Raw genomic sequence first — 20,554 nt, 5'->3', positions numbered from 1 at the left:
AGTCCCTTGAATGATCATCCTTACGGCTGGCTCAGCCTGTTACCACCGCTGGTCGCGATCGTCTTGGCGATGGTCACCAAGCGGGCCGCATTGTCATTGCTGGTGGGGATTTTTTGCGGCACACTGATTACGACAGGCGGCGATCCGATCGCGGCGGTGGTGGATTTTTGCGAGGTTCATCTGTGGCCGACGCTGGCCGACCCGGGAAAACTGAGGATATTTGCCTTTACGCTGCTGATGGGGGCGATGATCGGTGTGATCAGCCGCAGCGGCGGAATGCTGGGCCTGATCAAGTTGATCACTCCGATCGCCAAGACACGGCGCGGCGGGCAATTGACGACATGGTTGTTGGGGATGGTGGTTTTCTTTGACGACTATTCCAACACCGTGCTGCTCGGCGGGACGTTGCGACCGCTTTGCGATCGGCTGAAAATCTCGCGTCAAAAACTGGCCTACATCGTCGATTCGACCGCTGCTCCGATGGCCAGCTTGGCGTTGTTGTCGACTTGGATTGCGGTCGAAATCGACTACATCGCCGAAGGGCTCGGTGACATCGAAGGGGCAGAGGTTTCGCGGGCGATGGAGTTGTTTATCGCCAGCATCCCGTATCGTTTTTATGCGATTCTTGCCCTGGTGATGGTGCCGATGTTGGCGCTGACCCGGCGGGATTTTGGGCCGATGTTGCGGGCCGAACACGAGACAATAGAGGCTGGATCCGATGGGCGATCGTCTCACGAGGGGGCGAGCGCGGATCCGTTGACGGAACCGGCCGCGGAAACGTCGTGGTTGGTTGCCGTCGTGCCGATTGCGGCGACTTTGGCGGTCGTGATCGGGCTGCTTTATGCGACGGGCATCGCGTCGCTGCAATCGGGAGAGAGCGATTCGTTGGGCGAGGCCCCACGTTTACGCGACATCCTGGGCGCCGCCGATTCAAGTTTGGCACTGCAGTACGGCGCATTGACCGGACTGGCGACCATCGCGTTGATCTGTCTGGCGCGGCGGCTGTTGACGCTGCAACAAATTCGTGAAGCGAGCTGGGGCGGCATGAAGATCGTTCTTCCGGCGATCGTGATCCTGTGGACCGCGTCGGCGCTCTCGCGCCTGACAGGCGGCAAGTCGGTCGAGGGCCAAACCGGCGAACAATTCGAGTTTCAAGACCACCGGTTGTACACCGGGCAGTTTGTCGCCGAGACGATCTTGTCTGGCGCGAGCGTGTCGTCGACGGGGGACGCGGATTCAGCGGCTTCCGGTTCGGTGCCGCTGGTCGTTCGGTTGTTGCCAACCATCGTGTTCTTGTTGGCCGCAGCGCTCTCGTTTTCCACCGGCACGAGTTTTGGGACGATGGGGCTGCTGATGCCGATGACGTTGACGTTGACCGCTCCGCTGGTGGCGGCGCTTCCAGGCGACGTGGCATCATCGCCGGATGTCTTGACGCACCCGTTGATGTTGGCGACGATCGCAAGTGTGCTTTCCGGGGCGGTGTTCGGAGACCACTGTTCGCCGATCTCGGACACCACGATCTTGTCGTCACAAGCTTGCGGCTGCGACCACATGGAACACGTGCTGACGCAAATGCCCTATGCCGTCACGGCGGGCTTGATCGCGATGGTGGCCGGAACGCTGCCGATCGGCTGGGGCATCGGTTGGGGATGGTTGCTACTAATCCAAGTGGGACTGCTGGCCGCAGTGGTCGCGATCCTCGGGCGGCGGATCGCCGCCGGTGAGGCAATTGGGTGAGTGCCGAACGCGATTTGCGTTCTGGAGACGCGTGGCAAGGCAGGGGGCTGATCGTACTTGCGGCGGTGATGTGGAGTATGAGCGGCTTTTTTGCCAAGGCGCCGTGGTTTGACGGCTGGCCGGAAGAGTCTCGGGGGGCGCTGCTGGCGTTTTTCCGCAGTTTCTTTGCGCTGATCATTTTAGCGCCGCTGGTGCGCCGCGTGGAGTTTCGCTGGGCGATGATCCCGATGACGATCTGTTTCGCCCTGATGGTTTGGTCGTTCATGTCGGCGATGGTCTATGTGTCGGCGGCCAGCGTGATTTGGTTGCAGTACCTTTCTCCTGCCTGGGTGATGCTCGGTGCCGTGACGATCTTGAAGGATCGCGTTGGCATCGCTGATGTGCGGATGTTTCTGTTTTGTATTGCCGGTGTGGCGTTGATCGTTGTCATGGAACTGCGCGACGGAGGCCACCTGTGGGCGACGTTGCTGGCCATTCTTTCCGGGATCACGTTTGCCGGCGTGGTACTTTCTATGCGATCGATGAGCGATGTCGATTCGGCGTGGTTGATCACGCTCAACCATGCCGCGGCCGTGATCTTGTTGTTTCCCTGGGCTTGGTCGACCCACCAAACGATCCAGGCGTCTGCGTATTTGGCATTGGGAGCATTCGGCGTGATTCAAATGTCGATTCCGTACATCTTGTTTGCGCGTGGACTACGTCGGGTCGCCAGTGCCGAGGCGTCGATGTTGATCTTGATCGAACCCGTGCTGGTTCCGATTTGGGTTTACATCGCCTGGCGCCACCACCCTTCCTATGATCCGCCGCAGTGGTGGACGCTCGTCGGCGGTGGGATGATCTTCGCCGGCTTGGCACAACGATATCTTCCGGCGGTCCTCCGCAACGCCCGCCGCCGAAACGCCTGAGTCCCCGGCCGCAAGTCGTCCATCGCGCGAACCTCACCCCCGCATCCCGCCCCCACCGGGGACACGGCACCAAGTAGATCCCGGCGGGGACAGATCCCGGCGGGGACACGGCACCAAGTAGATCCCGGCGGGGACAGATCCCGGCGGGGACACGGCACCACTCGTCGCGTGCGGATTGCAGCAGATCCCGGCGGGGACACGGCACCACTCGTCGCGTGCGGATTGCAGTGCTAGCATTTCCAAGGCCGCGCCGTCGGGTCAGGATGTGCCATGTCCCCGGAGAGGAGAATTTGGATCCGTGAGTGCCATGTCCCCGGGTGGGAAGTGCCGTCCCCGGGTGGGAAGTTCCGTCCCCGGGTGGGAGATTGGTGGGCTGGGGGGCTGCCCGCGTTTTTGGCGGGTCATTGTTCGACCGATTCGTACTCGATCAGGAGATCTTTGATCTCGATGTACATCGGGTCATTGATCACTTCGTGCAGCAAGGCGTCGTCGTAGAGCATGTGCTCGTTGTCGCCCGCACCGCTGAGGAACCCGATCCATTGCGAGGCCGTCGGAACAAAGAAGATCTCTCCACTGTCAAAGAGAATCTCGTAGTGGGCACTGTTGGTACCGGTCAGCGGATTGATGTTGTGGGTGTTGCCGACGTGCTCGTAGTAGATGATCGTCGGGGTTTTCCAGTTTTCCCAGATTGCCTCTTTGTCGGGAAAGGTGGTTGCCGGGTCGCCGAGCACGACGAATCGCTCGGTCACTTCGGCCAACTTGATCCCGTCAGGGCCGACGTCACCCAAGATCGATCGGAATTGGACGTCGCCGACTTTGGGGGAACCAAAGGTCTGTAGGCTTTGGACGGGGATGTTTTCGTCATAGTGCAAGCGTGCCGCGCAGACGGTGGCACGAGCCGCACCGAGACTGTGGCCGGTCAAGAACACCTTGCGTCCGGCATTGTGGGCGCTCCTGGCGTGACCAGCGACCCAGTCAAAAACCGCATCGGCGCTTTCCCAGAACCCCTGGTGCACGCGGCATTCTTTGTCATTCAGTTTGACTTTGATCGGGACATCGAGCAAATCGACTTCCGCGTCGCGTTCGGGAGTCAGCGTTCCTTCGGCACTGGTGCCTCGAAAGGCGATGACGGTCGCGTTGCCGATTCGAAAGGCGGCGGCCTCCGATCCCGAAATGGCATCCATGATCACGTCGATCCCGTCGGCCGGGATCCCTTGCGGAGTAAACCGATCGATCAAATCTTGGCGAAACGCCGTTCCGCTGAGCGCATCGCTGTAGACACCCATGCTGAGCTGGGACAAAAAGTAGGAATTCAAGCTCGACATGCCGTTGTCTTCGGCGTCGAAAAAGTCGTAGGGCAAGATGACGGGCGTCGCAATTTCGTCGTCAGACGTGCCGGTCGACGTTCCTCCCGACCCCGTGCTGCGACTTCCCGTTGTCACTTCGCCGGTTCGCGGATCGATGCTCCACTGCACCGACGACTCGATCGTGTCAATCTGGGCGGTGTCCGCAACGGGTTTACTGGCACTGGACTGCTTGGTCGTGTCAATCCGTTCAGCGGCGCGGGCGGTTGGCAGCCAGGCGAGGACGGCGGCCAAACAAAGCAAGAGCGTTTTCTTGGACAGGGTCATTGTCGATTCCATTTTGATCGTTGGAGTGAAAGGGCCACCCGATTCATGGGCTTGCCGATCCAAGCGAATCCCCGATCAAAATGTGACAGTGAATCTCCCCGTCCTAACGATTCGGTCCGACCATCTGTTTGTCGCTGCGATGCGACCGGGTGTTGTGCCGGGTGGAATTCGACTCGCGTGCGGCCGCCGGGTCGGCGACGCCGCTGCCGGCCATGTCAAAGATCTGTTGCGTCTCTTTGGCCCGAGCCATCGCGTCGTCATGGCTGCGGCCGGCTTCGCGCTGGAGCCCATAAATCCCGGCGCCGATCGTGTTCTTGCTCATCCATTCGATCTCCGCGAGCATCTTGCGCCGTCGTTCACGATGCAGACGTTCGGTTTCCTGCTGGTACCGCCATTGGTGCGAGCTTCGATTCGCGTTGTCGATATCGTTCTTATATCGTTTAAGGATTCTGTCTTCGTGCCGCTGTCGGTCGGCCGGGTTTCGGTAGCACGGCATGAACAACAGTGCATCAGCGACGTGGCCGGGAATGGTCAAGTTGCGTTCCTTGAGGATGCGTTTCATTTCGGCGTACCGTTTCTGCAATCGAGACGCTTCCATCTCCGTTTTTCTCAGCTCCTTTTTCGCGGCGGCACGTCCGGCGGCGGCGTTCTGCTGTGCGAGTCGTTTGAGATGATTCGGGTCATTCTCCGAAGGGGGCTTTGATGCGGTGTTTGTTTTGCTTTTCTTCCGCATCGGCGGGGGAATGTAGCCCGGCGGGAATGGACCGCTTGGCCGGCGGACCGGTTCACCGTTGATCTGTGTAATCGTCTTTTGCAGGGCGCGATTGATGTTTTGGGGCGTTCGCCCGTATTCGGTCCACCACGCATTGAACGTGACATCCACTTGCTGTTGCGTCAAAAAATCTGACATCGGCATCCCCATGCATTCGTAGGTCTAACTGCTCACTCTGTCGCTTGGCCCCCGGTCATAAGAACTAGGTCGTGGGCGGTTCCCAACAGGGCGCCCCAAAACGGAAAACTCAGTTGAATTGTCTCATACAGGCAGATTAGGGGCAAATTCGTCCCAGGACGCGTCGGGTCTGGCAGTCTGTGTCGGCGGCTGATGTACTTGCCGCTCGCCCTGATCGCCTCATCCAACACAGGGGCGGCTGGATGATTCCCCTGCGGTGCGATCCGATTGAAGCGTTGAGTGGTTCTATAGACAACCCGATTGGTGTCCTCCCATTGCCTTTTCCGACAGGACCACGTTGATGCTTCATTTACGGTTGCGGTTTCCGCTTGGGATCGTGCTTTCCTTGGTGACTATTCTTGGCTGTGGTTCGGGGTCAGGGTCGGCGAGACCGGTCGCCGACCTAGATGAGTTGTCGCAGTTTCTCGACGAAAATCCGGAGCTGAACGTCGACGGTCTCGAAGAGATGGATGAAGAGCTCGACTTGGCGGAGTAGCCGCCGGTCGGATCGGACCGATTCCGCCGCGTCGACGAGTCGCAAAGGTGATCGCGTCTTGGTGAGTCCTTGTTTTGACGTTGTGTCGTCTTTTTCTATTCTTTCGAAGGTACTCTGATGAGAAAGTCAACTTCTCGCGATGGCTTCACGCTTGTGGAGCTCCTTGTTGTGATCGCGATCATCGGCATTTTGGTCGGGCTGTTGCTGCCGGCTGTCCAAGCGGCGCGTGAAGCGGCACGCCGAATGAGTTGCGGCAACAACTTCAAACAGATTGGTCTGGCGCTGCACAACTATCACTCGGCCTACAAACAAATCCCAACGCATCTCGGTGGAACGACTAGCAATGGGACCAACACGACTGCGGATCAGGAATTGCGACCGCCGACGGGACACAACAATTTATTTCTAAGCATGATGGTCGGGCTGACCCCGTTCGTGGAGCAACAAGCGATTTGGGATTTGATCAGCAATCCCTATCAAAGCGAGAATCCGACGGGCACACCGGTGGGCATCTACCAGGCGATGGGACCGCGGCCGGACAAGGGACTCGGCGGGGCCAATGGTCATGCGACCGAACCGTATGAGCCATGGTTGACCGAGTTACCGACGCTACGCTGTCCCAGCGACCCTGGCGTGGGCCTGCCCGCCCGTGGCCGCACCAACTACGCGGCGTGCATCGGTGATTCGAGTCGCTTCAGTAACAACGGTCCCCGCAATCCAGAGGGGATCGTGACCACGGGGCGGTCGCGGCAGTCGATGGCCAGCCAGCGTGGTGTTTTCGTGCCACGCAAAATCGCCACGAAGTTTCGCGATATTTTGGACGGTTTGTCCAACACGATCGCGATGGGGGAAATCTGCACGGACCTTGGCGATCGTGATATCCGCGCTCATTTGGGGTCGGTGTTGGCGAGCGGTTTGCGGCCCTGGGACGTAGACGGGGCCGTGCAGTGTGAACAATGGAAGGATCCGGATCGGCCGCGGTTCTGGTCACCGACGGCGTCGTTGTCCGGCGGGGTGCAGGCCAAACGGGGGTTCGCGTGGGCGCATGGCATGCCCTTTTGGTCCAGCATGAACACCATCTTGCCACCCAACCGCGAGCAATGTGGCTGGAACGGAGTCTCCAGCGAAGGGATTTACCCGCCCGGCAGCCGCCACCAAGGCGGATGCCACATTTTGATGGCCGATGGCGCGGTGATCTTTATCACCGATTCGATCGAAGCCGGCAACAGCCGGAGCGCCCAGGTGGTCGATGGAACGCCGGGCGGAGCGGGCGGGCTGCCGCCGGGATCCCCCAGTCCGTTCGGATTGTGGGGGGCACTGGGAACGCGCGCCTCGAGCGAAACGATCCAGGAACAGTTGAACCAATAGCCGCTCTGTCGTTTGAGCAGCTGGTAGACGCCGGTTGGGAATTCGGGGGGACAGTTTCGGTCAGCGATTCACGTTAAACTGAATCGCTGCTGAAACGCTCACTGTTGTTCCAACGCAGGCCTCTTGGATATGAAGTACTTCGCATACGGATCGAACTGCAACCCGGCCATCATGGAGAAAAAGGGTGTCTCGTTCACGACCGCCCGCCGCGCCGTGTTACCGGGGTATCGGATGTTGTTCAACAAGCTGGCGCTAAGAGAGTCATTGCCGGCCGGGATCGGATTTGCCAACATCAACGAGGACGCTGGAGGCGAAGTCGAAGGTATTTTGTACGAGATCGTCGACGATCATCTGGATCGTTTGGACCAGTCCGAACGTTATCCCGATCACTACGGGCGCATCGAAGTCACGGTCCACTGCGACGATCAAGCCATCCAGTGCATCAGCTACCAAGCTCAGAGCGACAAGATCGCCGACGGGTTGCGGCCGTCTCGCAACTATTTGAACCACATCCTGGAGGCCAAAGACTTCTTGTCTTGGCAGTACTTTGAGGCGCTCGACAAGTCGCAAACGTTCGAAGACGCTTGCGCGTGCTGTGGCAAGTTGGGTGAAGTGGTCTTCATCAGAGAGGAAGACCAGTTGCACATGCTTTGTCAGCCCTGCCGCGAGGCGAGACTGATTTGGGGAGACACGCGGGGGCGTCGACTGACGGTGGCCGAGACCAAAGCGATGATGACGCAAGTGGTTCAGGTCGGTCCCGGCTTCGGCTCCATCGGCGAACTGGTGCAGCACGCCATCGACACGAAGGTGATTGATCCCTGAAAACGTGTTCGCGGCCAAAGCTTGACCGGCCGTCGACCCTTCCCTCGCCGCGCTCGACCCTCCCTGCCAGCAAAGGTTTCGTCTTCAGTTGATTCGTAGGCCTTTGATTGACCCGAGTCGCGGGATCACATGTTGATCTCGAAACCCTTTCGGATCGGTCGACTCAGGAAGCTGTTGGCCTGGTCATCGCCGACGACTTCTCGTTTGTCCGCGTCCCAGTTGAGTTCGCGTCCGAGTCGCATTGCGATGTTCGACAAGTGACAAATCTCCAGCATCCGGTTGTGAGTCCAGACATCGGAGATCGGTTGCTTTCGCGACCTCATGGCATCGATGAAGTTGGCGGTGTGGTTTTCGCTGACCGGTCCGCCGTAGACTTCCTCGACCGCTCCATCGGGTAGCGGGTTTTTCTCGAGATCCTCGACGGGGCGTCCGACGATCTTTCCGCGGTTGACGAAGAACCGGCCATCGGTGCCTTCGAAAAGAATTCCGTTGTCGCCTTCGCTGGTGATGATCATCTCGACATCATTGGGCATGTCGACGCGGATGCGGAACTTGGTCGCCGCGTTGTATTGGTCGTCAACGGTGGGGTGACCGTCCTTGTATTCGACCGGCAATGTGTACTCGACCGGGGTCACTTTGCTGGGACCCGTGTCGCTTGCCCCGAGTGCCCAGCAAGCGATATCGACGTGGTGGGCTCCCCAGTCGGTCAGTTTTCCGCCGGAATACTCGTGCCAGTTTCGGAACGAGTAGTGCGCGTTGCTGTACAGCGGCACGCCTCCGCCGTAGCCTTCGCGAAGTTCCGGTAGTGCGCGGTAGGGAACTTTGGGGGCCGGTCCGAGCCAGAAGTCCCAATCGAGTTCTTCGGGGACCGGCGCGACGGGGATGACCGGCGAGGCGATCATGCCGTTGATACCGCAGGTGACCTTTTTGACCGTTCCGATCCGTCCATGGTTGACCAATGCGACCGCTTGCAGGAATCGCTGTGCGGATTCCGTTCGCTGCATCGTGCCGACCTGGAACACCTTGCCGGTTTCCTTGACGACCTTTTCGATCAGTTTGCCTTCGTCGATGGTCAACGTCAGCGGTTTCTCACAGTAGACGTCTTTTCCCGCGTACATCGCTTCGACTGCGATCTTGGTGTGCCAGTGGTCCGGCGTGGCGATCATGACCGCGTCGATGTCCTTGCGATCCAGGATTTCGCGATAGTCCTTGTAGGCATCGGGCGCCTTGCCTTGGGCCTTTTTCACTTTTTCAACGTTATCGCCCAGTACGTTGGCGTCGACGTCGGCGAGTGCGGCAAAGTCGGCAAACTTGAAGGACTTTTGCGTGATCGTCCAGCCTTGATTGCGAAGCCCGATGGTTGCGAAGACCGGTCGATCGTTGGCGGATTCCAGCCCGAGTGCACGGTTGGAAAACGATGGCAGGACGCTTGCGGCCCCCACGACGGCCATGCCTTGGAGGATCTGACGGCGTGTTGTTTTGCGATGAGCTGACATCGGTTGAAATCCTTGGAGGCGGGAGCAAATGAATCCATCGAAACCGGCAATTATACTAAAAACCCCCCCGGCAATAACTCTGCCTGAACGCCGCTTCTGTTGGTCGCCATGTACCCGTTTAAACTATTCCGCCGCTCCAGACGTGACGTCCCGCAGGCCCACGCCCACATGACCTGGGCCACCCAGAGCGTCTCGGACACGATCACGCGTACTCGATTGTTTTTGACCAAGCAGATTTGGGCCTGGCCGATCGTCGCCGTGGTGCTGTTGTCGATCGTCGGTTTTTTCGTTCGCAACGCCATCGAAACGACGATCAAAGGGAACGTCAGCTCGGGGCTTCAAACGCTGGTCGAACTGGAAACGGAGATGCTCCGCAAGTGGTTCGCGGTCCAGGAGTCGACGGCCGAGTCGCTGGCCAACGACAGCCGGGTGCGGCAGGTCGTCTACGAGTTGCTGGAGCCCCCCGCCGGCCAGGCCGATTCCCCCGCCGCTGACGAGGCCGACCTTCACGGGCAGCTTGCCGAAGAACTCGGGCCCGCCATCGCGGCGCACGACTATGTCGGATTCGTGCTGGCAGACAAATCAAAGCGGATCCTGTCGTCGTCCCATGGGGCGCTGATCGGTCAGTCGGAAATCGCCGAATACGACCGTTTTCTGGACCGAGCACTGCAGGGCGAGACTTTCGTTTCGGCGCCGTTTCCGAGCGTGGTGATGATCAAAGGAAGTGACGGCAAGTCCCGCGTCGGGCTGCCGACGATGTATGTGTGCGCCCCGGTCCGTGACGCCTCGTTTCAAGTCGTCGGAGCGCTGGCGTTGCAAATCCCTCCCGAACGCGAATTCACCGAAATTCTGCAGATGGGGCGGGTCGGCGAGTCGGGCGAATCGTATGCGTTTGATTCCAAAGGCGTGATGATCTCCAACAGCCGATTCGATGAAGAATTGATCCTGCTGGGATTGCTGCCCGACCAGGAGGGATCGCGATCGATGTTGCAGTTGCTCGTCCGCGACCCTGGTGATGACATGACACGGGGCTTTCGTCCCAGCGTCCGTCGATCCCAGTTGCCGCTGACCAAACTGGCCGCCGCGGCAATCGGTGGTCAATCCGGTGTGGACGTCGACGGCTATCGTGATTACCGAGGTGTCTCCGTGATCGGCGCGTGGACGTGGTTGCCGAAGTACGAAATCGGAGTCGCGATGGAAGTGGATGCCGCCCAGGCGTTTCGGCCGCTCGTGATTCTGCAACGCGCGTTTTTTGCCGTTTACACGTTGTTGATCGCCAGCGCCATCGCGATCTTTGTGTTCACCATCATCGTTGCCCGGTTGCAGCGTCAGGCGCGGGAAGCAGTGATCGAGGCACAGCAGCTCGGACAGTACACGTTGGAACAAAAGCTAGGCGAAGGAGGCATGGGCATCGTCTACAAGGGACGCCATTCGATGCTGCGGCGCCCGACCGCGATTAAGTTGCTGCATGCCGACAAGGTCAACGAAGCGTCGATCGCACGCTTCGAACGCGAAGTCCAAATCACGTGCCAGCTGAACCATCCCAATACCATCGCGATCTACGACTACGGACGAACGCCCGAAGGCGTGTTCTACTACGCCATGGAGTATCTGGACGGGATCGATCTGCAGCAGTTGGTCAACCAATACGGCCCGCAGCCCGAATCGAGAGTCATTCATATCTTGTTGCAGATCTGTGGCTCTCTGTTCGAAGCCCACTCCAACGGCCTGGTCCACCGCGACGTCAAACCTGCCAACGTGATGTTGAATCGGCGGGGCTGTGAACCAGACATGGTGAAAGTGCTCGATTTCGGCTTGGTCAAAGATCTCGCGCAAAACGCCGGAGGCGCGAACAATCGCGGTGAACGATCCGAGGACGGAATGTTGACGGGCACCCCGCTGTACATGTCGCCCGAATCGATCCAGGCACCGATGACCATCGATTCCAGCACGGACATCTACGCCGTCGGAGCGATCGGGTATTTTCTGCTGACAGGGTCGCCGGTCTTTGAGGCAGCCAGTATCGCGCAGTTGTGTCAAAAACACATCGAAGAATCCCCGGTGCCGCCGTCCCGGCGGGCCAAGATCGACGTGTCGGCGCAACTGGAAGATGCGATCATGAGTTGTCTGGAAAAGTCACGCGCCAGACGCCCGCAAACCGCTCGTGACCTGGGGCTGCAAATCTCGCACTGCCCGGAGGCCGGGAAATGGACGATCGAAGACGGCGACCGCTGGTGGGGCCGCCACGATCGAGGCACCAAAGACCAATCGATCAGCGGCCCGTTGAACTCGCAACTGAACGCGCCGCTGAACGCTTCACTGAACGCTTCGCTGAACGCTTCACTAAGCGGTGTCGGCACCATGCCGACGATGGATCAAACCATCGACGTCGCGCCGTGCGAAAACGATGATGGCAACAATTCCATGCGGTAGCAATTCGTGAAATGATGGTCGTGGATCATTGACCGATCGGTAACTCGGTCGTCGTCGGCACCGCGGACGAGCCGACTTGGAAAGTAACGGGCGACGCTGATTGATCGGCTGTTCTCCATTTCAGTTTTCGACTCAATCGTACGCTCGGTCGCTCGAACAATCGATACATCAATTCGGCGCCCGCGATGCTCGCGGCCAATCCTATCAAAAACATGCACAAAGTCATGGTCGTGGACTGGGTCGGACTCCACAGCATGTTGACCAAGGAAACTCCGATTAAAATGTGCACCAGATACAGGCTGTAGGAGATGCGGCCGAGGTATTGAAGCCATGATGCCGAGAGCGCCGACGACAAGTGACCGGTTCGCCCCGCGGTGTATATGAGGATCGCTGTCGTTGTGGCGGTGCCACCTCGAAGATCAGATGAGTAAATTGCAAGTGTGGCGAGTACGAATGCATAGGCGACGAAAGCAACTGAATTGATCCGTTGAGCGAACGCCCAGTAACACATGACGCCGACAAAGAATCGATGCCACGATCCAAAAAAGCTGAAATCTGACAGGCTGTTATTCCAGCAATAGATTGAAGCCAACGTGAGCGGCAGAAACGCGATCAACAAAGCCACTTGAGAGACATCAACATCGCAGTGGTCGGGTAGCCTTTTAATCCGCAAATGACGTGACACGAACTGCGCTAAACTGAATAGCCCGATGTATGCCAGGTAGAATTGAATCTCCAGGCAGAGCGTCCAGGCCACCCCGATGATGCTGGGAAAGCCCAGGATGTTTTGTAAATAGAGCGAATTGGCGACAATGCCTTTCCACCCGTGGCTTTGCTGGTAACACTCCCCCAAGCCGCCGGGCAGATACGCCGCCCACAACAGCACCGAAAGGGCGATCGCCGCCAAGTAGGGTGGGTCCAGACGGATCGAGCGACGGAGAGCGAAATTTGCAATGTAACGCCCCGACATTCGTCGATTGCCGATTGAGTATGCGATGACAAAACCGCTGAGGACGAAAAAGACCTCGACTCCCAAGTCACCGTGTCGCGCCAACGTCGGAATCGGATCGGGGAAAATCGAGTTCAACTTCGTTGCAATAGAAGACATTTCTGGAACGAAGAAGTGACAGCAGACGACGCCCAAGGCTGCTGCGCCGCGCAATCCGTCCAGCATGATCAATCGTCCTGGCGGCGATGGTTCCGACGGCACGTTCAAGGGGAATTCATCGGCGTTGTTCGACCGCGATCGACGATGCGTGAGCGTCCAAAGAAGCATGGATGTCCCTAGCACTGATGAACCGGCCAGAATCAACAACCATGCACGAAATTTCTGTGGACCGTCATAAATCGTGACATCGACGGACAGACCGGAATGGTACGTGTCGGAGTTGGGATCGTCACCTTTCCCCGTTGTTCCCTTGACGAAGACCAGATACTGGCCACGCTCGGAAATCTCGATGAATCGGGTCGCGACCTTGTTTCCCGTTTCCCAACGCTCGGTTCCATCGGTTCCGTGATAGTAGGAGATGTTTACGTCGAAGGGGATGGAACGTCCGGTTTTTGTTTCCAATAGGCGGAACTCTAGATTCACCCACGCGTTGTCGACTTGGCACTCGCAACGTACCGTCCGTATCTCACCATCGCGTTCGACGTTCAGCGTCGTCTTAGGCAAGAACGTTCCGAGTCGCTCTGTCGGCCGGATGGCGAACTGTTTCAGTGGGGCTTCAGAAACCGGGGCCGCCCGAGTGGCGCACACCCCTGCGGCGACCGAAAGGATCAAGAAACACGCCGACAGCAGCCTCATCAATCTGACCATGCGTCTTGTTTCGATTTGTTGGGCGGTGGGGAAGGCGATCGTCGATTCGGCAAAGCTTGATCGTCGAAACGATTTGTATTACGGACCGTTTGCTTCCTGCGACGCAGCTTGGCGAAGTTCCCATTCCACCAATCCTCGGATCGAATCGGGATGAACTCTCCAATCTGGCGTGGCGAGCTCGCTGCCCCACGCGCCCTCGATGTCCTTGGCGTAAAAGAACACGATCCCCTTCAGCTGTTCGTGATCGCCCAACCCCATGAATGCTTGGTGCAGCCAAAAGGATTCGAAGTCGGAACTGCCGCTGACTCCCAATTCGGTGATCAACAATGGGACGTCGAGTTCCTCCACGACCTTTGCCTTTTCCTGAAACGTCGTGCGAAAGTCTCGAATGTATCCATACGTCTTCTGATCCCATCTCGGATAGCTGTACACGGGCATGCCAACGTAATCCGCGTAATCTGTACCCGGCCAATAGCTCAAACTGCCTTCCTTCAGAACGCCCGCCCAAACAAAACGCAACTCCGTTTTCACCTGTCGGCGGAATTGATCGATGACATGGCGATAGGCACCAACAAATTGATCGGGATCCGTTCCCGACCAGGGGTACCGCTCGGTCAGATCCTGGTCCATTTCGTGTCCCCACGACACGAAGACCGGTCCCTTCAGACTGTTCAAGACCCCTGCGAGATCCTTGAGCGTTTGGTCGTAGCTGCCAGAAAGTATCGAAGCGAGCAAATCATCGCCACGGCCTGCAATCGGCCATGGTTCGATCGTCAGCAGAATTCGGAATCCACGGCTCTCCTTCGCAACGAGTGACTGACGCAACTCGCCGGGATCAAAGTCTGCCCAAGAGACATAAACGTGTCGTAAACGCAACGAGTGGTCGCGATCAAATTCCCCGTCCGGGTCGTAAACGCCGAAAATCAACGAATCATCTCCATCGGGAAGTGGCTGAGAGTTTGCGGGGACGACGGGGCCGCCGTCGGTCGACTTGTTCAAGTTCAATGCAATCGCGCCCACCCCACCAGATTGCGCCGCGGAATCCCCGCCGGCGCCGACTTCACCCCGCGGTTCGGCGAGGATCCCGTAGAAGGCTCGTGCACCGTTGACGGCAATCATCGAAACCGGCAGTACCGCCAGAGCGACCAGACTGACGAACTGCATCGCGAGTCGGTTATCGTTTTTCATTTGAGACTTCATGGCGATGAATCAAGACCAAGGAAAACAACGCTATGGCGTAAAACACCTGCGTCAGGATGATGAAGAAATAGTAGCCGGAGGCGCGGCCGGCCTCGGAAATCAACATGGTGGGGACAAATGTTGCGATCAGTACCGCGATGTATGGGCTGAGCACTCGCCATGGAAGTGAGACCGGTTTTGAGCCGCCTTTGGGCGTCACGCGGAACTCAACGACTTGGCGACGCACCGACATGTAGGCGCCCATCACGGAGCCGTAAAACGACCAAGGCCACCGCACAATTTGGAACAGCGCGGCTTCCCAGCTCAGCAGCGGACTATGGATCGGACGCAGGACCCCGTGTCGTTTGAGATGCGACTGAATCCCAAGCAACAACAGGCACAGCGGCAGAGTGTGGACGACAAAGTCCAGATAGCTGACCTCGACCCACGGCTCACCGGAAACGATCGCCCAAACGGGGAGCAACAAGCCCACGGGAATCGAGAGGGAGAACAACGGGTACCAAAGTTCGCTGAAGAGGAATTGGGTGCGTAATTTCCACGGTAGTCGACTCCAGTACTTGGGCAATAGCGTCAACAGCAGGACCATCAAACTGCGCGACCACTGAAACTCTTGCGTCACACAGTCGGCAAACGTAGGCGGTCCCTCCCCGTGAGCGATCGCATCGAGCGCATGGATCCCTCGCCAACCGTGTCCGTTCATCATCAGTGTTGTACTGTGGTCCTCGGCCAGTTCCGGTCCCAGGCCACCGATCTCGCGGAGGGCTGCCGTGCGTACTGCGTAATGGGAACCGATACACAGCGGTGCAAAACCGTTTGAGTATCCGGCCTGCAACGGCCCATGCATGATGGCTTCGGCGTACAGTCGCCCCCGAGCGGACCAACTGGATGCGGCGTTCTTATCACAGATACTCGGAGCCGAAACATATCCCACCGAATCGTCAACGAAGGGCCGTAGCACCGCTTCCAAATAACCTTGCTCGGGCACATGGTCCGCATCCAACTGTGCAACGAAGTCGTAGTTCTCGTAACCGAAGTGGTCATAGAAATACGCCAGATTACCCTCTTTGCATTTGGTCCGTCTTGGCCACGTTTGCTGATGGTACTCGGGCGAGCCTCGTCGCGTCGAAACTCGAATACCACGGTCCGCACACCACTGTAAGATGTCGTCGCTTGGGTCTTCGTCAGCCAGCCAAGTGTCGTGCGGATACGATTGATTCAACATCGCCAGCAATGTCTCCTGAACCACTTCGAATGGCTCCGAAGGAGCGCGTGTGGTCACCATCGCGACCCGCCAGGTTTCCGGGATCGCAATCCTTGGATTGACACGCTTCATCTGGACAACAAAGAACAACAGATAGGCGGGAATCACCGCAGTCCAAGTGACCAACAACGTGTTGAGCGCGAACTTGAACGCACCGGTGACATGGTTTTCATCGCACCACCAGAAATAGAAGAAACCAACGCCCAGCAACCAACCGGCGATCAAAACGAGCAACGTTCGCTGTTCACGCTTTGATAAGACGTCGACCAGGTACGGAGCGCTGGAGATGTAGACTCGCTCGTCAAAGCTGGCCGACGAGATGTCTTGAAGGGAGACTGAGACCGAGGAAGCGGCCCGCGAATCCTCCACCAAAGGCGATTTAGAACTGAGACCAAATTCAGTTTCACCGGCCGGCTTGTACGCTGAGTTGCTCACGTGATTGCCAAACAACGCTGTTGAATCAAAGGTTTGTCGGCCCCGGCGACTACTGTAGCTATTCGCGTTGCGTCATCAACTCAGTACACCCGTCTTTGAAGCTGCGGGCTTGTCGTGGTTACCGAAGGTCTGATGGCAAAACAACAACTCACGTGATTCAACCCAAGAAGGCTGGCAGATCTCCATAAGGAGGCGATTGAGGAGGACGAAAGCGACTTGTGCTTCCATCGTCGGATTCCGGCCCATCCGAAACGCGCTACGCGGCTGTTTCCAATGGAGGTTAGAAGGCCGTAGCCGGGACGTAGTGTCAGTCTGGAGCCCGCGGATTTTTGTGGAATTCGTTCTGTATTCCCGGCAATTCTTTGACGAGACCCGTGGTCATCATCGACGAGGACACTCGGACGCCCTGACGCACGGCCGGTTGGCGGTGTGATGTACAAAAAACATCGCTCAAATGCTTGCACCGGCTGCAGCCGATGACTAGATTCTAAGTGGCTCTGTGGAGGGGGTGTTGAATGGCCCTTCCTGTGGCTGCAACGTTTCTCCCAGTGGAGTGGGGCCGGAAGATTGTGGACCGGCAACTTCAGCGTGCTTCTCCGCCGTGCCCAGCGACTCCCAGCGATCCCGGACTCCCAGCGATCCCGCCTGAACGAACCACCACGACGCCCCGGTCGTGTGATCCTGCCTTTCCCCTTTCCCCACCTCTCTGCACCGGAGACTCTCAGATGAAGCTCACGTTACTTTCTCTCGCGATCATGGTTGGCATGGCATTGATGTCAACCATTGCCGAAGCCGGCATTGTCACCTTTGATTCGTTCACTCCCAACACGAGCGTGAATGGACAGGGTGGATGGACGGTCGGAGATTCCTTCGGCAATTCGGCCGGAGTCTTCGACCAAGCGGTTGTCGACGATGGGACCGGCAACCAAGTCTGGCGGATGTCCAACGCCGGCACAGGCTCATTTAGCAACCAACCGTTTTCCCATCGATCCGCATCCGCGGCAGGTGAAACCGGCGCTGGTCTTTACAACGACTATGGGACCGATCACACCTCGCCGAACAACCCGCCGCTTTCATCGGCCACCGCGGGTAGCAAGTACTTCCATGCCGCATGGGATTTCAAGTCGGCCACCGACGGGGCACAATCAGGCTTGTTCTTGTCGCTTTCTCCTGCTGCGTCGCAAAGCACTCACCGTCTCTCCTACATCGGAATCGATGGCTCGGCGGCAGGCGGTTTCGCTTTAAACTTCTTCGACACACTGGGTGGCGGGTTCAATCAGACGACGTTGGCCACCGGTCTCAGCTATTCCGACTGGCACACCGTTGAAATGTACATCGAATTCGTCGATGGGATCGGAATCGGCGGTGTGGGCAATGACATCGTCAACATTCTCATTGATGGGACTTTGGTGCATTCAGGCACAACGTGGGAGTCGTATTACGAAGCGTTTCCGGGAGGGATCGTGGGCCCACGGGCCGTGGATTCACTCATGTTTCGTGCTGCAGGAACCGCGGTGCCCGGAAACTCGGGGAACGGAATTTATTTCGACAACGTGTCGATCAGCAATGCGCAATTCAACGCTGTACCTGAACCGTCATCCATGCTGATCTTTGCCGCCGTCGCGGGCTGCTGCACGGTTCCGCGACGACGTCGGGGCTAATGCTGCGCGTCGAGAGCAGAAAATGGAAGTTGGGCAATCACTCCGCCTTCGGGCCGATTTGATGTCGGCCGTTTCTGGGGGCTGAACGTCGCTTGTCGTAAGAGCAACAACCGGCCAGCCGGTTGTTTGTGGGCAAGTTGATCGAAGGAGATAGGTATTCTCGGGACAGGTATTCCGAGGACACGGCTTGTTTACAGCAGATCGGTTTGCTCCATTGGGCTGACCTGCCGACTAAACTTGGCAATTGTTCCTCGCCCGCCCCCACGATTTGCCTACCCGATGATGCGATTTCTTCTCGCTGCAGTTGTCCTCGTCTTTAGTGTCCCACTCGTTTCTGCCGATCGCCCCAACGTGATCGTCATCATGACGGACGACCAGGGGTATGGCGAGTTTTCTTGTCACGGCAACCCGCTGACCGAGACGCCGAACATCGATCGTCTGGCCGGCCAGGCTGTGCGGCTGACCGACTTCCACGTGGCGCCCATGTGCACGCCGACGCGTGGGCAATTGATGACCGGGCTGGATGCGTTTCGCAACGGAGCGAGTAACGTCAGCAGCGGTCGCACCTTGCTGAAGGCCGACTTGAAGACGATCGCCAACGTGTTTCAAGACGCCGGGTATCGCACCGGCATCTTCGGCAAATGGCATTTGGGCGATAACTATCCGTTTCGCCCGGAAGACCGCGGTTTCGAAGAGGCGTTGTGGTTTCCATCGTCGCACATCAACAGTGTGCCTGATTTCTGGGACAACGATTACTTCGACGACACCTACATTCACAATACGAAGCGACAGCGATACGAAGGCTATTGTACCGATGTCTTCTTTGACGAGGCCGTCGATTGGATCGCCGGAGACGATGACCGTCCCTTCTTCGCCTACATCGCCCTCAACGCGGCGCATTGGCCTTGGTTCGTGCCCGAAAAGTATCGTGAGCCACTGCGCAAGGCGATTGGGGACAACCCGGAGATCGTCAAACACCTGAACCAGCAGAAGCAGGCGGATCTGGTCAGCTTTCTGGCGATGGGAGCCAACATTGATGAAAACGTTGGAAAGTTGGATCAACGTCTGCAGCAAGAACAGCTGTTTGAGAACACGATCGTGGTGTTCTTGACCGACAACGGCAGCACGATGGGACCGGACTACTTCAACGCCGGCATGCGTGGCAAGAAAACGCAGCTTTGGGAAGGCGGCCACCGTGTGCCCTGCTTCATCCGCTGGCCCGCCGGATCGATCGGGCCGGCTCGCGAGATCGATGAACTGACCCACGTCCAGGACCTACTGCCGACGCTCGCCGATCTGGCCGACGTCGCGCCCCCGTCGACTCGGTTGGACGGAGAAAGTCTGGCGCCGATTTTAAGAGGTGAGCGTGATAAGCTGGACGAACGCATGTTGGTGATTAACTACAGCCGCATGCCCGGCTTTCGAGTCAAGTACACGAAAGAAAGTCCGGCGATCCCGCATCGCGACGGCGCCGGGGTGCTGTGGAATCAGTGGCGATTGTTGGAAAACCAAGAGCTATACGATATCGAAGCGGACCCGCACCAGGACCGCAATGTCGCTGCGGCCCACCAGCTCGTCGTCGCTAAAATGCGCCGACACCTACAGACGTGGTGGGATGGAGTGAAAGACGATGTCATGACGCCGCAACGAGTCATCATCGGCAGCGACGCGGAGAATCCGATGCTGTTGACGGCGTGTGAATGGCTGGATGTGTTTGTGGATCAACAACGCCAAATCCGCCGCGCCGATCTCAAAAATGGGACCTGGCATCTGCACGTCGATCGTGCCGGAACGTATCGGCTGGAACTTCGGCGTTGGCCACGTGAATCCGGGCTCTCGTTGCAGACATCCGTGCCGGAAACGCCCGTTGTCGATGGAACGTTCATCAAGGGCGAATCGTTGCCGATCGCGTCGGCCACGGTCCGGATCGGAGACGTCACAACAACGCTTCAGCCCGATGAATCGAACTCGTTCTTTGCCACCGAGGTCGACTTGGAATCGGGGCCGATCGAACTGACGGCCACGTTTTTAGACGACAAAGCGAACGAGATTTGTGGTGCGTACTACGTCTACGTCGATCGTCAGTGAAGTTCAAGACGAGGCCATCGAAATGTAACGCTGTCGACAGCATGATTGGGATCCCTCCCTCGCGGCGAACGTCGAGCGAAGCGTGGGAAGGGGGATCGGTGGGTATTGGACGTGTAGGGGAACCAATGCTCGAATTTGGTCAAAAAATGGGTTGGTCAAAACATTGAATCACCGGCGCGTGATACGACATGCCTCTGCATGCCAAGTTTTTTAACCATCGATTTTTTTGACCACCAGGTTTCTTGCCCCCTTGTCT

The 20,554-nt window shown here is 58.0% G+C and carries 14 protein-coding genes; 8 read left to right on the top strand and 6 right to left on the bottom strand.

Annotated elements, in window-relative coordinates:
- The first annotated feature begins 6 nt into the window (after positions 1 to 6).
- Both Mal15_RS18480 and Mal15_RS18475 read left to right on the top strand, forming a co-directional pair.
- A complete protein-coding gene (locus Mal15_RS18480) occupies positions 7 to 1,737 on the top strand; it encodes a Na+/H+ antiporter NhaC family protein (protein WP_233902871.1) in 1,731 nt (576 codons plus the stop codon).
- Entirely contained in the window at positions 1,734 to 2,642 is a 909-nt protein-coding gene (locus tag Mal15_RS18475; RefSeq protein ID WP_147869130.1) for a DMT family transporter, read from the top strand. Before Mal15_RS18480 ends, Mal15_RS18475 begins: the two co-directional genes overlap by 4 nt.
- A 401-nt stretch (positions 2,643 to 3,043) precedes the next feature.
- On the opposite strand, the gene Mal15_RS18470 is transcribed toward Mal15_RS18475, so the two are convergent.
- Both Mal15_RS18470 and Mal15_RS18465 read right to left on the bottom strand, forming a co-directional pair.
- Positions 3,044 to 4,285, bottom strand: a complete 1,242-nt coding sequence (locus tag Mal15_RS18470; protein WP_147869129.1) for a lipase family protein — start codon at positions 4,283 to 4,285, stop codon at positions 3,044 to 3,046.
- Positions 4,286 to 4,376: 91 nt separating this feature from the next.
- Positions 4,377 to 5,183: a hypothetical protein gene (locus Mal15_RS18465; RefSeq protein WP_147869128.1), complete on the bottom strand. Its 807-nt coding sequence runs from the start codon at positions 5,181 to 5,183 to the stop codon at positions 4,377 to 4,379.
- Between the two features lie 340 nt (positions 5,184 to 5,523).
- Between Mal15_RS18465 and Mal15_RS18460 the strand changes: the two genes are divergently transcribed.
- The 3 genes from Mal15_RS18460 (at position 5,524) to Mal15_RS18450 (ending at position 7,908) form a co-directional block, all read left to right on the top strand.
- Positions 5,524 to 5,718 carry a hypothetical protein gene (locus Mal15_RS18460; RefSeq protein WP_147869127.1) on the top strand — a complete coding sequence of 65 codons (195 nt, stop codon included), beginning with the start codon at positions 5,524 to 5,526 and terminating at the stop codon, positions 5,716 to 5,718.
- 117 nt (positions 5,719 to 5,835) lie between these two features.
- Positions 5,836 to 7,086, top strand: coding sequence for a DUF1559 domain-containing protein (locus Mal15_RS18455; RefSeq protein ID WP_147869126.1), 1,251 nt, complete (start codon positions 5,836 to 5,838; stop codon positions 7,084 to 7,086).
- 129 nt (positions 7,087 to 7,215) lie between these two features.
- On the top strand, positions 7,216 to 7,908 hold the full coding sequence (locus Mal15_RS18450) for a gamma-glutamylcyclotransferase family protein (protein WP_147869125.1): 693 nt from the start codon (positions 7,216 to 7,218) through the stop codon (positions 7,906 to 7,908).
- Between the two features lie 125 nt (positions 7,909 to 8,033).
- Here Mal15_RS18450 and Mal15_RS18445 read toward each other — a convergent pair whose 3' ends face one another.
- Positions 8,034 to 9,359, bottom strand: a complete 1,326-nt coding sequence (locus tag Mal15_RS18445) for a Gfo/Idh/MocA family protein (RefSeq protein ID WP_390623537.1) — start codon at positions 9,357 to 9,359, stop codon at positions 8,034 to 8,036.
- A gap of 153 nt (positions 9,360 to 9,512) precedes the next feature.
- Here Mal15_RS18445 and Mal15_RS18440 point away from each other — a divergent pair, with 153 nt between their 5' ends.
- Positions 9,513 to 11,837: a serine/threonine protein kinase gene (locus tag Mal15_RS18440; RefSeq protein WP_147869123.1), complete on the top strand. Its 2,325-nt coding sequence runs from the start codon at positions 9,513 to 9,515 to the stop codon at positions 11,835 to 11,837.
- A gap of 25 nt (positions 11,838 to 11,862) precedes the next feature.
- Here the strand turns inward: Mal15_RS18440 and Mal15_RS18435 are convergent, their stop codons facing one another.
- From Mal15_RS18435 to Mal15_RS18425, 3 genes are all read right to left on the bottom strand, one after another.
- Complete coding sequence (locus Mal15_RS18435; RefSeq protein ID WP_147869122.1) at positions 11,863 to 13,653, bottom strand: acyltransferase family protein; 1,791 nt, start codon at positions 13,651 to 13,653, stop codon at positions 11,863 to 11,865.
- A 78-nt stretch (positions 13,654 to 13,731) separates the two neighbouring features.
- Entirely contained in the window at positions 13,732 to 14,841 is a 1,110-nt protein-coding gene (locus tag Mal15_RS18430; RefSeq protein ID WP_147869121.1) for a glycoside hydrolase family 26 protein, read from the bottom strand.
- Positions 14,828 to 16,549: a glycosyltransferase family 2 protein gene (locus Mal15_RS18425; protein WP_199773677.1), complete on the bottom strand. Its 1,722-nt coding sequence runs from the start codon at positions 16,547 to 16,549 to the stop codon at positions 14,828 to 14,830. The genes Mal15_RS18430 and Mal15_RS18425 overlap by 14 nt, the downstream gene beginning before the upstream one ends.
- A 725-nt stretch (positions 16,550 to 17,274) precedes the next feature.
- Between Mal15_RS18425 and Mal15_RS18420 the strand changes: the two genes are divergently transcribed.
- Both Mal15_RS18420 and Mal15_RS18415 read left to right on the top strand, forming a co-directional pair.
- The gene (locus Mal15_RS18420; RefSeq protein WP_167546903.1) at positions 17,275 to 18,210 is read left to right on the top strand and encodes a PEP-CTERM sorting domain-containing protein; all 936 of its coding nucleotides are present in this window, start codon (positions 17,275 to 17,277) and stop codon (positions 18,208 to 18,210) included.
- Between the two features lie 279 nt (positions 18,211 to 18,489).
- A complete protein-coding gene (locus Mal15_RS18415) occupies positions 18,490 to 20,298 on the top strand; it encodes an arylsulfatase (protein WP_147869119.1) in 1,809 nt (602 codons plus the stop codon).
- Positions 20,299 to 20,554: the final 256 nt, after the last annotated feature.

Source organism: Stieleria maiorica (genome assembly GCF_008035925.1).
Classification (GTDB): Bacteria; Planctomycetota; Planctomycetia; order Pirellulales; family Pirellulaceae; genus Stieleria; species Stieleria maiorica.
The sequence above is the reverse complement of the archived record's forward strand: the minus strand, read 5'-3'. Positions and strand labels throughout refer to the sequence as shown.